Source organism: Mycolicibacterium vinylchloridicum, from assembly GCF_013404075.1.
In the GTDB taxonomy this organism is placed as follows: domain Bacteria; phylum Actinomycetota; class Actinomycetes; order Mycobacteriales; family Mycobacteriaceae; genus Mycobacterium; species Mycobacterium vinylchloridicum.
Window position 1 is genome coordinate 1 of the sequence record NZ_JACBJQ010000096.1, and the last position, 13,270, is coordinate 13,270.

Annotated in this window: 14 protein-coding genes and 1 pseudogene; 2 read left to right on the forward strand and 13 right to left on the reverse strand. The window is 64.6% G+C overall.

Annotation, left to right across the window (positions count from 1 at the left end):
* Positions 1-74 precede the first annotated feature (74 nt).
* The 6 genes from HPC46_RS32625 to HPC46_RS32650 all read right to left on the reverse strand — a co-directional run bounded on the left by HPC46_RS32625 (position 75) and on the right by HPC46_RS32650 (position 6,380).
* Complete coding sequence (locus HPC46_RS32625; protein ID WP_179476177.1) at positions 75-1,025, reverse strand: LLM class flavin-dependent oxidoreductase; 951 nt, start codon at positions 1,023-1,025, stop codon at positions 75-77.
* Positions 1,012-1,992: a PLP-dependent cysteine synthase family protein gene (locus tag HPC46_RS32630; protein ID WP_179476178.1), complete on the reverse strand. Its 981-nt coding sequence runs from the start codon at positions 1,990-1,992 to the stop codon at positions 1,012-1,014. The genes HPC46_RS32625 and HPC46_RS32630 overlap by 14 nt, the downstream gene beginning before the upstream one ends.
* Positions 1,993-2,132: 140 nt before the next feature.
* Positions 2,133-2,591 (reverse strand): DUF5078 domain-containing protein, encoded by a 459-nt coding sequence (locus tag HPC46_RS32635; protein WP_233717003.1) that lies wholly within the window; start codon positions 2,589-2,591, stop codon positions 2,133-2,135.
* A gap of 32 nt (positions 2,592-2,623) precedes the next feature.
* Positions 2,624-2,986, reverse strand: coding sequence for a DUF732 domain-containing protein (locus HPC46_RS32640; RefSeq protein WP_179476180.1), 363 nt, complete (start codon positions 2,984-2,986; stop codon positions 2,624-2,626).
* Entirely contained in the window at positions 2,983-5,883 is a 2,901-nt protein-coding gene (locus tag HPC46_RS32645) for an MMPL/RND family transporter (RefSeq protein WP_179476181.1), read from the reverse strand. Before HPC46_RS32645 ends, HPC46_RS32640 begins: the two co-directional genes overlap by 4 nt.
* Complete coding sequence (locus tag HPC46_RS32650) at positions 5,880-6,380, reverse strand: MmpS family transport accessory protein (RefSeq protein WP_179476182.1); 501 nt, start codon at positions 6,378-6,380, stop codon at positions 5,880-5,882. Before HPC46_RS32650 ends, HPC46_RS32645 begins: the two co-directional genes overlap by 4 nt.
* A 109-nt stretch (positions 6,381-6,489) precedes the next feature.
* Between HPC46_RS32650 and HPC46_RS32655 the strand changes: the two genes are divergently transcribed.
* Entirely contained in the window at positions 6,490-7,194 is a 705-nt protein-coding gene (locus tag HPC46_RS32655) for a TetR/AcrR family transcriptional regulator (RefSeq protein ID WP_407665604.1), read from the forward strand.
* Here the strand turns inward: HPC46_RS32655 and HPC46_RS32660 are convergent.
* The 6 genes from HPC46_RS32660 to HPC46_RS32685 all read right to left on the reverse strand — a co-directional run bounded on the left by HPC46_RS32660 (position 7,184) and on the right by HPC46_RS32685 (position 12,424).
* Positions 7,184-7,732, reverse strand: a complete 549-nt coding sequence (locus tag HPC46_RS32660) for a pentapeptide repeat-containing protein (protein WP_179476184.1) — start codon at positions 7,730-7,732, stop codon at positions 7,184-7,186. The genes HPC46_RS32655 and HPC46_RS32660 overlap by 11 nt on opposite strands.
* Positions 7,732-8,298, reverse strand: coding sequence for a GTP-binding protein (locus HPC46_RS32665; RefSeq protein WP_179476185.1), 567 nt, complete (start codon positions 8,296-8,298; stop codon positions 7,732-7,734). The genes HPC46_RS32660 and HPC46_RS32665 overlap by 1 nt, the downstream gene beginning before the upstream one ends.
* The gene (locus tag HPC46_RS32670; RefSeq protein ID WP_179476186.1) at positions 8,279-8,635 is read right to left on the reverse strand and encodes a DUF742 domain-containing protein; all 357 of its coding nucleotides are present in this window, start codon (positions 8,633-8,635) and stop codon (positions 8,279-8,281) included. Before HPC46_RS32670 ends, HPC46_RS32665 begins: the two co-directional genes overlap by 20 nt.
* Complete coding sequence (locus tag HPC46_RS32675; protein ID WP_179476187.1) at positions 8,632-9,045, reverse strand: roadblock/LC7 domain-containing protein; 414 nt, start codon at positions 9,043-9,045, stop codon at positions 8,632-8,634. Before HPC46_RS32675 ends, HPC46_RS32670 begins: the two co-directional genes overlap by 4 nt.
* Positions 9,042-11,609 (reverse strand): sensor histidine kinase, encoded by a 2,568-nt coding sequence (locus tag HPC46_RS32680; protein ID WP_179476188.1) that lies wholly within the window; start codon positions 11,607-11,609, stop codon positions 9,042-9,044. Before HPC46_RS32680 ends, HPC46_RS32675 begins: the two co-directional genes overlap by 4 nt.
* A gap of 209 nt (positions 11,610-11,818) precedes the next feature.
* Complete coding sequence (locus HPC46_RS32685) at positions 11,819-12,424, reverse strand: class I SAM-dependent methyltransferase (protein WP_179476189.1); 606 nt, start codon at positions 12,422-12,424, stop codon at positions 11,819-11,821.
* Positions 12,425-12,459: 35 nt separating this feature from the next.
* Here HPC46_RS32685 and HPC46_RS32690 point away from each other — a divergent pair, with 35 nt between their 5' ends.
* The gene (locus HPC46_RS32690; RefSeq protein ID WP_179476190.1) at positions 12,460-12,924 is read left to right on the forward strand and encodes a tRNA (cytidine(34)-2'-O)-methyltransferase; all 465 of its coding nucleotides are present in this window, start codon (positions 12,460-12,462) and stop codon (positions 12,922-12,924) included.
* Between the two features lie 31 nt (positions 12,925-12,955).
* On the opposite strand, the pseudogene HPC46_RS35380 reads toward HPC46_RS32690, so the two are convergent.
* Positions 12,956-13,270, reverse strand: a pseudogene (locus tag HPC46_RS35380) (hypothetical protein); the annotation flags it as partial.

Genomic DNA, 13,270 nt, shown 5'->3' on the forward strand with positions numbered 1-13,270 from the left:
CAGCAAATCCCGAGCCGATCAGAGCTCACCGACCGAACAGGAGGCCACCCCCGCGGCACTGACCGCCTGAACCATCACATCGAAGAATCACACGACGACGTCGTACACCACGCCCCTGGACTTGACCCCAGAGTTCGTTGGGTGGCAGCGACGTGCGGCCCCAGTTCATCGGCTATCGCATCAGCACTCTCGCCGTGAAAAGTGAACCGCTGCGCGCCTACCCGCGCGTCCTCGAAGTCCCCGTAGAGTGCCAGCCATTCTTCGAGATAACCGACGATGAACCGAAGCTGATGGAAGATGACGTGGTCATGGAACGCGCCGATCATGAGCCCGTTGCCATTGCGCGCGATCTTGCGGGCCCTGTCCTCGCTGCTGGCCGTCTGCCACAGCCTGCCCCGCAGACTCGGAGCGGCAGGGAACAGTCGCTTGGGTTCGGTGTCGGCTGACGCCTGTTGCCCGGCAACAGAATCGGAAGCGGACAGCGCAGGTGGTGCCGACGCGCCAACGCGGGCGTGGGTGAATTCCGTGCACTCGTGGCCCTCCAACAGATGATGAAGGATCTCGAGATTGCGGTCGAACAGTTCGTGGCGCGCGGAGAAGTCGACTCCGAACGTGTTGAAGGCCTGTAGATCTCCTCTGGCCCCGCCCAATCCGACCTGGACTCGACCGCCAGATATCTCGTCCAGTACGCAGAGATCCTCGGCGAGCCGGATCGGGTGTTCAAAGGGCAACGCGACGACCGCGGTGCCCAGCTGGATCCGCTTGGTCCGCGCCGCGGCGGCGGCGAGCACAACCAGCGGAGCAGGAACACCACCGTCCTCGGGACTGAAGTGATGTTGCCCGATCCAGACGCTGTCGTAACCGATCTCCTCAGCGGCGACGATGCTCTCGATGAGCTCGTCATAGGTGTGTCGCGCGGGCCGGTCGGCCGGGCTTGGCACCTGCGTGAAGAACCCCAGCGTGAACTGCTTGCCCGGTTGGCGCAGACGCGCCGCGCGCTCCTCGAGCTGTTCAGACTCCGACATGGCTACGGAACGCTCCGTTCTCGTCGAAGGCATCCTGGAACAGGAAACTCGATATGTAGCGATCGGCGGAATCCGGCACGAGCGTGACGATCGTTCGGATGGACGGGTCAGCGCGTTCGGCGACCTGCCTGGCGGCGGCTACCGCGGCTCCCCCGCTCAGGCCGGCGGGAATCCCGGCATACCTGGCGAGCTCCCTGGCGGTGGCAGCCGCGTCGTTCTCGGTGATACGGACAATGTCGTCGACGACATCGTCGTCGAAATTCGGACTCTTGAAGTTGGGGCCCAGGCCGTAGATCTTGTGCGGATTGAACTGTTCACCGCTGAGCACCGCGGAGTTGTCGGGTTCGACCGCGAAGATCTTGATACCCGGATTCCTCTCCTTGAGGAAGGCTCCGACGCCGCTGATCGTCCCGCCCGAGCCGACTCCGATGACAACCGCGTCGACCTCACCGGCGGTGTCGCGCCAGATCTCGGGCCCCGTCGTCTGCCGATGGATCTCTCTGTTGATCGGAATGATGAACTGGTGCACGAAGAATGCGCCGGGGATGCTGTCGGCGATTCTCTCGGCCTCCTCCACCGAGCCGCGCACGCCGTCTTCCTTCGGCGTAAGGACGAGCTCCGCCCCGAGGTTCTGTATGAAGACCTTCCGCTCGTAGCTGGTGTCTTCATAGATGACGATGACGACGCGATAACCGCGGGCGGCACCGGCCGCGGCCAGTCCGATGCCGAGGTTTCCGCTGCTCGCGGCGACGATCGTGCCGCCTGGTTGCAGCTTTCCGGTCTTCTCCGCGAAGTCGATCGCGCCGACCGAGAGTCGATCTTTCACGCTGGTGGTGGGATTGAAGTACTCGAGCTTTGCGAGCAGCTCGACGCCTTCGGTTGCGAAATGGTCGTTCAAACGCACGAGGGGCGTGCCGCCCACCGTCTGTGTGACGTCGTCGAAGATTCGTTTCTGGCCGGTTGTCACGTTGTCCCGTATCCGTTAGGCGTTGCCCCATAACGGGGTTGGGGGAAAATTAACAACGCCCCGAGGGGATTGAAACGGATAAAAGCAAGGTGAATCGAAGTCGCCCAAGCCAGGCCCGGAACTACCTGACGGACGTCCGCTCAGCTTGCCGGTCGCTCGTTGGGTCCCCAGTTCCACACGGTCGCATCGGCCTGCGGATACTGCATGCAGACATCGGTTGCTTTGGCCACGACACCCTTGTTGTTGAAGAACAACTTCGCCCAGTTGCCCCAGTGGGTGGCCATCTGCTCGTAGTAGACGTTGGTCGCGGTGTCTTCGGAATACTGTCGGCGGCCGACTGCATCGAGGGAGAAGAACCAGTAGATGCGATCGCGGGCCGCGTCCTCGACGTCGACGGGACGGTTGTTGTAGTCGATCATGTACCGCTGGTAGTACACCGGCGAGGTGTCGCGCGCCGCGGCCATGTACTGGTCGACCGTGCAGGTGGTCTGGATGATTCGTTTGGGAATCGGGTAGTCATCGCTGGAGTCCGCTGCGGCCTTTCCCGGCAGCGCGACCACGCCGGCGACCATGGCCGCCACGATCACAGCTGTCCACATCGGACCCCGAAGTCGTTCTCGCATAGTTTGTCTCACCCTCCACTAGCCCCGGCTGCCTGCTGTAACAGGACCTGCTTGTCCGGACAGTAGACGGGGTAGGCCAAGCCCAGGAACTGCCAGGCTTGTGCTGTCGTGGCGTTCTTCGGCAGTTGTCGCGAAACGAACCGGGCGGAGTCCGACGCGTTGTGGTCGACCCCGCGATCGAGGCGCTCACAGGCGATCTTGGCGATCCAGGCGTTGTAGTCCCTCGGCCCGTAGACACCCACCGTGTGAAGCTGATTCGCGAAATCGGTGTCCGGGTCGGCGTGGGCAGCGGCCGGTGCCGCGATCATCAACGGGACGACAGCGGCCGCAGTGATGATCCTGATTACCGGCCGGCGTCTGCTCGTCGTCATGCCGACACTTCCTCACGGTCAGGGTCAGGCTTGGGCGCCGGCCACGGCTGCGGGCGAGGGCGAGGCCGGACATGTTGCGGCCACCAGAACCAGCGACCGAGCAACGTGGCGATCGACGGTGTCAGCAGTGATCGCACGACCAAGGTGTCGAACAGCAGACCCAGTCCGATGGTCGTGCCGACCTGTCCGATGACGACCATCTTGCTCACCGCCATCGAGGCCATGGTGAAGGCGAAAACCATACCGGCGGCGGTGACAACGGAGCCGGTCCCCACCATCGCTCTGATGATCCCGGTCTTCACGCCGGCGTGGATCTCTTCCTTCATGCGCGACACCAGAAGCAGGTTGTAGTCCGCGCCGACGGCCAGCAAGACGATCACTGACATCGGCATCACCATCCAGTGCAACGGCAGCCCGATGAGGTGCTGCCAGAGCAAAACGGACAGGCCGAACGATGCGGCGAGACTGAGCACCACGGTGCCCACGATGACCGCCGCGGCCGCCAGGGCTCTAGTGAGGATCACCATGATGACGAAGATCAGGATCAGCGCTGCGATCGCGGCGATGATCAGATCCCAGTTGGCCCCTTGTTGCATGTCGGCGTACATCGCTGCACTGCCACCGAGGTAGATGCTGGACCCCTCCAGCGGGGTTCCCTTGATCGCGTCGGCTGCAGCGATCTTGAGCGGCTCGATTCGTGAGGTACCTTCCTCGGTCAGCGGATCACCCTGGTGAATGATGGTGAAGCGGACGGCGTGTCCGTCAGGTGAGAGGAACAACTTGATACCGCGTTTGAAATCGTCGTTGTCGAAGGCTTCCGGTGGCAGGTAGAAGGAGTCGTCGTTCTTGGCAGCGTCGAAGGCCTGGCCCATCGCGGCGTTGTCCTTGAGCGAGGCCATGTTCTGGTCCTGCTGGGCCTTCTGCGCTTGATACTGATTGAGCATCAGCTGCTTCTGGCTCTTCATCGACGCGATCATCGACGGCATGATCGTGACCATCTGTCCGGTCAGGTCGGACATCCGGTGAAGATCGGGCACGATGTCTTGGAAATCGTCCGACATCGTCGAGATGCCGTCGAGCGAGTCGAACACCGAGCGCAGCGACCAGCACATCGGAATGTCGAAACAGTGCGGCTCCCAATAGAAATAGTTGCGGATCGGCCGGAATTGATCGTCGAAGTCGGCAAGGTGGTCACGCACAGTCGCAATATCGGCGGAGGTGACGTCCATCTTGGCGGCCATACTCCGGGTGACATCGGACAGCTGCTGGGTGATGGCCTGCATCTTGGTCATCGAGTCGATACTTACCTGCATGTCGTCGGCTTGTTTGAGAGTGTTGGCGATGATGGTCTGCTGGTAGTCGTTGTTCATGATCTGACCAGTGCCGTTCTGGCTCAACGAGTACGGAATCGTGGAGTGCTCGATCGGCTTACCCTCAGGCCGGGTGATGGTCTGCACCTGTGCTATTCCGTGCACTCGCGCCAGCGCTTTGGCGATCTTGTCGATGACGAGGAAGTCGGCCGGATTGCGCAGATCGTGGTCGGCCTCGACCATCAGAAGATCGGGGTTCATCTTGGCCCGGGAGAAGTGCCGCTCCGCCGCGGTGTAACCGACGTTGGCAGAAACGCTGTCGGGCAGATAGATTCGGTCGTTGTAGGTCGTGTGGTAGCCGGGCAGGGTCAGCAGACCAACCAGCGATACCGCCAATGCGCAGACCAGAATGGCCCCGGGCCAACGGACGGTGGCAGTCCCCACCTTGTGCCAAAGCTTGTGTCTACCATTTCCTTTCGGCTCCAAGACCCGGCCGAAACGGCTCGCCAGCGAGATCAGGGCCGGCCCCAATGTCAGCAACATGGCGACCACGATCACCATGCCGCAGGCCAAGGGGATACCCATGGTCTGGAAGTAGGGCAGCCTAGTGAAGTGTAGACAGAAGGTTGCGCCCGCTATGGTGAGCCCTGACGCCAGCACCACGTGGGCCGTGCCGTGAAACATGGTGTAGTAGGCCGATTCCCGGTCTTCACCCGCCCGGCGTGCCTCCTGATACCTACCGATCAGGAAGATTGCGTAGTCCGTTGCCGCAGCGATAGCCAGCGTGACGACCATGTTGGTCGCGAATGTCGTCAGCCCGAAAACGTTGTGGTAGCCCAAGAACGCCACCACTCCCCTGGCGCCGGACAGTCCGAGCCCCATCATCACCATCACGATCAGGGTGGTGATTACCGAACGGTAGACGATCAGCAGCATGATGGCGATGACGCCGAACGTGACGAGTTCGATCGTCTGCATGCTCTTGTCGCCCACGATGTTCTGATCAGTGGTGGTGGCTGCGGGTCCGGTGACATAACCCTTCACCCCCGGCGGAGCCGGTGTGTCCGCGATGATCTTGCGAACAGCCTCCACCGATTCGTTGGCGAGCGTCTCACCCTGGTCACCGCCGATGTACACCTGGACGTAGGCGGCTTTGTTGTCCGCGCTCTGGGCGGCGGCCGCGGTGAACGAGTCGCCCCAGAAGTCCTGAACATGCTGGACATGTTTGGTGTCTGCGCGGAGTTCGGTAACGATCTTGTCGTAGTACGTATGCGCCTCGGGACCTAGTGGCTGGTCACCTTCGAGGACTACCATCACCGAGCTGCTGGTGTTGTACTCCTTGAACACCTGACCCACCCGTTTGGTGGCGATCAGTGACGGCGCATCGTTGGGACTCATCGAGACCGCACGGAGCTTTCCGACCTCCTCAAGTGAGGGCACCACGGTGTTGAGCACCACGATCAGTGCGATCCAGCCCAGAAGGATCGGCACGGCGAACGTGCGGATGAGCCGAGGAAGTCGCGGCCGGGCCCGGTGACGGGCGGCCGGGATGGCGTCGGTCGGCGCGTCGTCGATGCCGAGGGTCATGCGGACTTCACCAGGCAATAGATTGCGGCGTTCATTCCCGCAGCGGTCCTTTCCTCTTTGACCACGTCATCGACGGTGATCCGGCATCCGATTTCGCTTCCGTCGCCCTGGGCAACGATGTTCGGCGATGCCGAGGGGTTCGTCGTTTGCAGCGTCAATGTCCATGGCAGCGAGACACTTCCGGTCCGCTGGGGCGTGCCGTCGAGGTCCACATAGTTGATCTGCGCGACGGCGCCGGAACCGAACACTTCGTAGGTCACCACTTTGGGATTGAAGTCCTCCGCGCCGTCGGAGGTGATGGGCGTCACGACAACCGGGTTCGAACCGAAAATCTCGCGGGCATTCTTCACCGCCGCCACTCCCGCCGCGGCGACGACGACGACGAGAACCGGGATCCACAACCGGCCGAGCAACCCAGTTCGCGGGGACACCACAGCGGTTGATTGACGTTGGTCGTCATCGGTTGTCGTGAGCGGGGGGTCGTCAACAGTTGTCATGGCGCCGGCCTTTCAGCGTGGACGACCGCGGTTCGAGCGGCCGGGAGTACTGATCAGTACCGAGAGATAAGCTAACCAAAAAAGCGGATAGAGTCAATCCACTTATCTTGTGGCGGTCGTTACACTCGCTCGGGTGAGACCCGATTCGACCAAGGAGCGCCCGCTACGTAAGGACGCTCAACGCAACCGGCAACGCATCATCGACGCGGCCCGCGACCTTTTTGCGCAGAAAGGCCTCGAGCCCAGCCTCAACGACGTCGCGCACCACGCCCGGGTCGGAGTCGGCACCGTGTATCGGAGGTTCGCCACGAAGGAATCCCTGCTCGAAGCGATCTTCGAGGAGGGTTTGAACGAGCTGAGCGCGCTCGCGGAACGGGCGGCGCTTCAGCAGGATTCGTGGCAGGGCTTCGCCTGGTTTGTCGAGCAGATGTGCCAGTTGACCGCGACCGACCGAGGATTGCGGGAGGTGGCCTTCAGCAAGAGCTGTGCCGGCGACCGGGTCAACTCCGCCCAAGAACGCCTGGTTCCCGCACTGAACAAGCTGGTCGAGCGAGCACAGGCGGACGGCCACCTACGGCCGGAAATCGCCGCTCCGGACATGCCCATCCTCGGATTGCTCGCCGGAACCGTGAGCGAGTTCGCCGGTGCGGTCAACACCGAGCTGTGGCGCCGTTACGTGGCCCTGCTCATCGACGGGCTTCGCTGCCGGCCCGAGCAGACGCGGCTGCCGGTGGACGCACTCAGCGAAGCCGAACTAGACCTCGCCATGCACACCTGGGAGCCGGCGGGCGCACCCGCCGTCACTAACCGCTGACGTCCAGACCGTGCGCGGCGGCGAACGCGAGCGCCTGCGCGATGTCGATGCGGGCGCCCCGGCAGGCCGCCGTCGTCCACAGCGTGGGGTCGATCCGTGCGCCCCGCAGATCCGCCTGCTCGAGCCGCAGCCCGTTGGTGCGCGCGCCGGTCAGGTCCGCCCCGCGCAGCACCGCCTTGCGCAAATCCGCTTGCACCAGGCTGGTTTCCCGCAGCCGGGACCCTGACATGTCCACCCCGCGCAGGTCCGCGGCGCCGAGGACGGCGAGGGTGAAGTCGACCTCGTCGCACACGATCGGGCGCAGCCGGCAGTTCTCGAAAGTCGAGCCGAGCATGCTGCAGTTGCGAAAGGTGCTGTGCCACAGTGTGGTGCGCAGGAAACGGCAGTTACGAAACGCCGACCCCTGGTGCACAGATTCGGACAGGTTGGCACCGCCGAAGTCGCACTCGGTGAACACCACCCGCTCGGTCTGCAGGCCGGAGAGATCTTCGTCGCGGAAGTCGTGACCGGTGAATTCGCGGTCGATCCAGTGCTGCACTAAAGCCGCGCCAGCGCGTACTCGCTGATCGCGATCAGCGCATCGGTGGCCGACTTTCGGTCCCTGGCATCGAGCGTTAGCACTGGCGTCGTGTCCGGTAACGTCAGCGCCCGGCGCACCTCGTCGGTGGGATATCTTGGTGCGCCGTCGAATTCGTTGATCGCGACCAGGAACGGCATCTTGCGGTGCTCGAAGAAGTCGACCGCGGCGAAGCTGTCCTGCAGGCGGCGCACGTCGACCAGGATGATCGCCCCGATCGCCCCGCGCACCAGGTCGTCCCACATGAACCAGAATCGCCGCTGCCCCGGGGTGCCGAACAGATAGAGCACCAGATCCTGATCCAGGGTGATCCGGCCGAAGTCCATCGCCACCGTCGTCGTTGACTTGTCCGGCGTGGCGTCCAGTACGTCCACGGCGGTGGAGGCATCGGTGACCATCGCCTCGGTGCGCAGCGGCATGATCTCCGACACCGCCCCCACGAATGTGGTCTTGCCGGCGCCGAACCCACCCGCGACGACGATCTTCGTCGAGGCGGATGCCCGCCCCTCAGAGAGCTCGGAGGCCACGAAGGGTCCTTCCTATCAAGTCGCGACGCTCGTCAGGTGTCGAGCTGTCGGTCAAAGTGGTCTGCACCCGAAGATAGCCCGCCGTCACCAGGTCACCGACCAGGACGCGCGCGACGCCGAGCGGAAGATCGAGGCGCGCCGAGATTTCGGCCACCGATGGGCTGTCGCTACACAGCGTGCAGATCCGCCCTCTCATATCCCCGGACGGCCAGTGCTGCTGCGACGCCGACGGCAGCGTCAGTATCGGCGCTTCGACCGGAAGTTCGACGGTGGTGTCGGTGCGCCCCGCGGTGAGCGTGTACGGGCGAACCAGGTTCGCCTCCGCGTCACCGGTCACGTCGGTTGCGGGCTACGCCGGGACGAGGACACCACATTGCCCACCCGCTCCACCAAAACCGCCATCTCGTAACCGATCTGGCCGATATCGCAGTTGGGCGCGGCCAGCGTGGCCAGGTGCGAACCGTCACCCACCCGCATCACCAGCAGGTAGCCGCCGGCCATCTCCACCACCGATTGCAGCACCTGACCGGCCTCGAAGAGCTGGGCCGCCCCGGCGGCCAGGCTGGCGAGCCCGGAGGTCACCGCGGCCAGCTGCTCGGCCCGCTCGCGTGGCAGCTGCGCACTGGCCGCGATCAGCAGGCCGTCGACCGACACCAGCACCGCATGCGAGACGCCGGGGACGTCGCTGGCGAAGTTGGACACCAACCAGTCCAGTGAATTGTTCTCTCGCCGTGGCGGATAGGTCATTGGTGATCTCGTCCGTTCTCTACCGACCCGGTCTGGATATCGGAACGCGCGGCCCGCACGCCGCCGAAGTGACTGCTGAACGATGCCCGGACCGCGTCGGGATCACGCTTCGCAAGGTCCGGGGCCGGGGCCTGGTCCGCCGCGCCGGGCACCAGCCGGGCACCGGGGTCGCGGACCGGCAAGCCGTGTTCGGTGTGCTCCTGCACCGGAACGTTCTCGACTTCGGAGGCGGTCTCCCAGCCGTTGTCCCACACCGACTTCCAGTCCTGCGGCACCACCAGCGTGTGCGGGTCGACCATGATCTCGTTCAGCATCTTCTGATAGATGTAGTCGGTGTCGGTGTCCTCGGGTTCCGGCGCCGCCAGCTCGGCGGCCACGACATCCATATCGCTGATATCGATGTTCTCCTCGCGCGCCTGCTCGGCGCGGGCACGGGAGGAGAAGAACGGCGCGGTGTCTGTCGGATGCTCGCGCACCGGGGCCGATTCGTCGGCCTGAGCGAACCACTGCGACGGCTGCGGTTCGGGCTCGGGTTGCGGTGGCGCACTGGTGATTCCGCTGGAACCCGGCGAGCGCCGCGGCAGCCCGCTGGGATCGACCGACTCCGGCTCGGCCACCGCCGGGAATTCCTCGGCGTACACGTCGTCCTCGCCGAGAGCCTCGACCGGTGCGTCGTACCGACGGGCGTCGGCGCCGATCGGCTCGCCGTGCTCGAGCAGTTTCGGGGGGATGTAGAGCTCGGCCGTGGTGCCTGACGACGGCTCGCCCTCGACTGCGTTGCGCAGCCGCACGGCCATCCCGTGCATGTGCGCCAGCCGGCCGACCACGAACAATCCCATGTGCCGGGTGTTGTCCTGGCTGACCTCGCCGCCGGAGTGCAGCCGCATGTTGGCGATCCGCAGATCGCTGTCGGTCATGCCGATGCCGTCGTCGTGCACCTCGATGAGCACCCCGGCGTTGCTGGTGTGCACCGCGCTGACCCGCACCGGGGAGATGGGCGGCGAATACCGCAGCGCGTTGTCGATCAGTTCGGCCAGCATGTGCACTGCGTCGGCGGAGACCCGGCCGACCAGCGCCGAGTCCGGCACCTCGCCGATCTCCACCCGCTTGTATTCCTCGACCTCGGAGACAGCGGCGTTGACCGCGCTGGCCAGCGGCAGCGATTCCCGGTGATCGCGGGACACCTGGGCACCCGCCAGCACGAGCAGGTTGGAGCCGATGCGGCGCATCCGGGTGGCCAGGTGGTCGAGCCGGAACAGGTTGTCCAGGCGTTCGGGGTCCTCTTCGCTCTTCTCCAACCGGTCGATGAGGGCGAGCTGCTGGTCGACCAGCGACCGATTGCGCCGCGACATCGTCTCGAACATCTCGTTGATCACCAGCCGCAGCCGCGCCTCGTCACCGGCCAGCAGCAGCGCCTGTGCGTGCAGCTCGTCGACCGCGTGCGCAACCTGGCCGATCTCCTCGGTGGTGTAGACCGCCAGCGGTTCGGGCTCGCGTTCGTCGCCGGCCCGCACCCGGGCGATGCCCTGCTCCAGATCGGTGTGCGCGACCCGCAGAGCGCCGTCGCGCAGGATACGCAGCGGCCGGACCAGGGAGCGCGCCACCAGGAACACCACCAGCAGCGCGATGACGAACGCCGCCGACACCAGCAGGCAGTCGCGGATGACTGCGGCGCGGCGGTCGGCCGCCTGCTGCTCGACGGCCGACGTGACCTGCTCGGTGGTGCTCTTGATGACCTCGCCGGCGATTCTGTCGGTAGCGTTCAGCGAATCCCGCAGGTCGGTGTTGCCGACCAGCGCGACGTCCGGGTTGGACATGATGCCCATCCGCCGGACCATTTCGCTCTGCAGCGTCTTGGCGTCCGGCGAGCCGATGCCGAGCACCTGGTTCATCCCGAACAACGTCGAGGGCTCGGTGCCGGCCAGCGTGATCATCGATGTGCGCAGTTCCGGCTCGGCCAGGTCGCCGCCCTGCTCGACGAGCAGCTGCTGCATCATCATTTGTCCGCGGGCGCCGACCGCGCGGCTCAGACCCTGGGTCTGGGCGCGCAGCTTCTCGTCGTCGAGACGCACCGAACCGTTGATGGCGTCTTCGGCGGTCAACAGGATCGGCGCGTAGGTGGTGATCCGCTCGCGCAGTCCGATCGCGTCGGCCGAGACCGCACCGACGAGCTGTTGGGCACCGGTCAGCAGGTTCGTCACTCCGGTACGAACGTCGGGGGCGACGTCGGTGGAGTTGAGCTTGTTCTGCAGAGTGGCCTTGGCCTTGTCGAATGTGTTTGCCGCAGACTGGGTGTCCCCGCCGGAGCTGTACGCCAGCAGCACACCTTCGACGGCGCTGACATAGCTTTCGATGACCGGGATCATCTCGACACGATCGGCGGCGACCTGCAGATCTCGCGCCGATTTGATCCCGTTCCAGATCCCGGCACCGGCGAACGCGAGAGCCAGCACCAGCGGGATTGCCACGATCGCAAACACTTTGCCGCGCACCGGCCAGTTGCGCAGCGACCACCGCGATGGCCGCTTCGGCGGCACGGCTGTTGGCTGTTGAGTTTGATTCATTCGGACTTCCTGGTCATCGCTGCCCGTGTTCACCACAACGGAGCTGCGCATAACCCCTGGCAATTCGTCGATTATGACAGCGATCGTCCAGCTTCTCCAGAGTCGTTACTGAACAGAGAGATATCAGCCCGACCACGGCATTTGACGCATTGGGGTGTCGAGCAAATTGTGCTGCGGCACAACTGAGATGATCAACTCACACGAAATACCTACGCTGACCGAAGAAGCGCCACGAGAAAGTCGGAGTCATCGGTAAACGGCCGCACGTCCCAGGCGGACAACAGCAGATCGGGTGTCAACCCGGCAGCGGCGACATCGTCGAAAAACTGGCTGAACTCGTAGTCGCGGCCCGCACCGAAACCGATCACCGCCCGCCCGTCGTCCGCGAGGTGGGCACGCAGCCGGGCCAGCACCCGGATCCGGGTACTCGGGGCGAGAAACGTCATCACGTTGCCGGCGGAGACGACGATGTCGAACGGGTCGGCGATGCCGCGCGCAGGCAAATCGAGCTCGGCGAGATCCCCGACGAGCCAGCGCGGTCCGGGATGGTCCTGTTCGGCTGCGGCGATGAGCGCCGGGTCGACGTCGACGCCGACCACCTGGTGGCCGGCCGACGCCAGATACCCACCGACCCGCCCCGGTCCGCAGCCGGCGTCGAGAATGCGGGCACCGCGTGGGGCCATCGCGTCGACGAAGCGAGCTTCGCCGGCAAGGTCGTCACCGGCGCTCGCCATCGCCCGGAAACGTTCGATATACCACTGCGAATGACCGGGATCGGCCTCGACCTTCTGCATCCAGATACTCGTCTCGACCATTCCGCCATTATCCGCGTCACCAGAGGATGGTCGTTGTGTTCAAAGTGATGTTCTACTCACCGCGGATCGCGCCGAACACCGGCAACGCCATCCGCATGGTGGCGGCGACCGGATGTGAACTGCATCTGGTCGAACCGTTGGGTTTTGACCTCTCCGAACCGAAGCTGCGCCGCGCCGGGCTCGACTATCACGACCTGGCATCGGTGACGGTGCACGCCAACCTCGATGCGGCGTGGACGGCGGTTGGCGACGCGCGGGTGTTCGCCTTCACCGCCCACGCGGCACGGTCGTCCTTCGAGATCGCCTATGAGCCGGGCGACGTGATGTTGTTCGGTCCGGAGCCGACCGGGTTGGACGACGTGACATTGGCCGACCCGCACATCACCGAACGGGTGCGCATCCCGATGTTGCCGGGCCGGCGATCGCTGAATCTGTCCAACGCCGCCGCCGTGGTGGCCTACGAGGCGTGGCGGCAGGTCGGGTTCGGCGGCGCCGTGTAGACCGGCGGGCAGGAGCGGAGCGACCCGGGGGTTACCAGGTGTTCCAGTGAGTCAACTGCTCGGCCGGCAGCCGCTTGGCGGGCTTGAAATCGGTGCCTTTGGTGTAGGCGATCGGCCACAGGCCGCCCTGGGTGTACTGCTCGAAGGGAATCCCGAGGATCTCGGCCGCCTGCTTCTCGCCGTCTCCGATCAGGTGCAGCGTCGTGTATGCCGAGCCCAGGTCAAGTCCAGGGGCGTGGTGTACGACGTCGTCGTGTGATTCTTCGATGTGATGGTTCAGGCGGTCAGTGCCGCGGGGGTGGCCTCCTGTTCGGTCGGTGAGCTCTGATCGGCTCGGGATTTGCTG

What these genes read in the sequence shown, in the direction of transcription:
- HPC46_RS32625 (WP_179476177.1), bottom strand. Translation starts at nt 1,025, where the DNA reads ATGTCGGAGTCTGAACAGCTCGAGGAGCGCGCGGCGCGTCTGCGCCAA.
- HPC46_RS32675 (WP_179476187.1), bottom strand. Translation starts at nt 9,045, where the DNA reads ATGACCTATCCGCCACGGCGAGAGAACAATTCACTGGACTGGTTGGTG.
- HPC46_RS32640 (WP_179476180.1), bottom strand. Translation starts at nt 2,986, where the DNA reads ATGACGACGAGCAGACGCCGGCCGGTAATCAGGATCATCACTGCGGCC.
- HPC46_RS32635 (WP_233717003.1), bottom strand. Translation starts at nt 2,591, where the DNA reads ATGTGGACAGCTGTGATCGTGGCGGCCATGGTCGCCGGCGTGGTCGCG.
- HPC46_RS32650 (WP_179476182.1), bottom strand. Translation starts at nt 6,380, where the DNA reads ATGACAACTGTTGACGACCCCCCGCTCACGACAACCGATGACGACCAA.
- HPC46_RS32680 (WP_179476188.1), bottom strand. Translation starts at nt 11,609, where the DNA reads ATGAATCAAACTCAACAGCCAACAGCCGTGCCGCCGAAGCGGCCATCG.
- HPC46_RS32645 (WP_179476181.1), bottom strand. Translation starts at nt 5,883, where the DNA reads ATGACCCTCGGCATCGACGACGCGCCGACCGACGCCATCCCGGCCGCC.
- HPC46_RS32685 (WP_179476189.1), bottom strand. Translation starts at nt 12,424, where the DNA reads ATGGTCGAGACGAGTATCTGGATGCAGAAGGTCGAGGCCGATCCCGGT.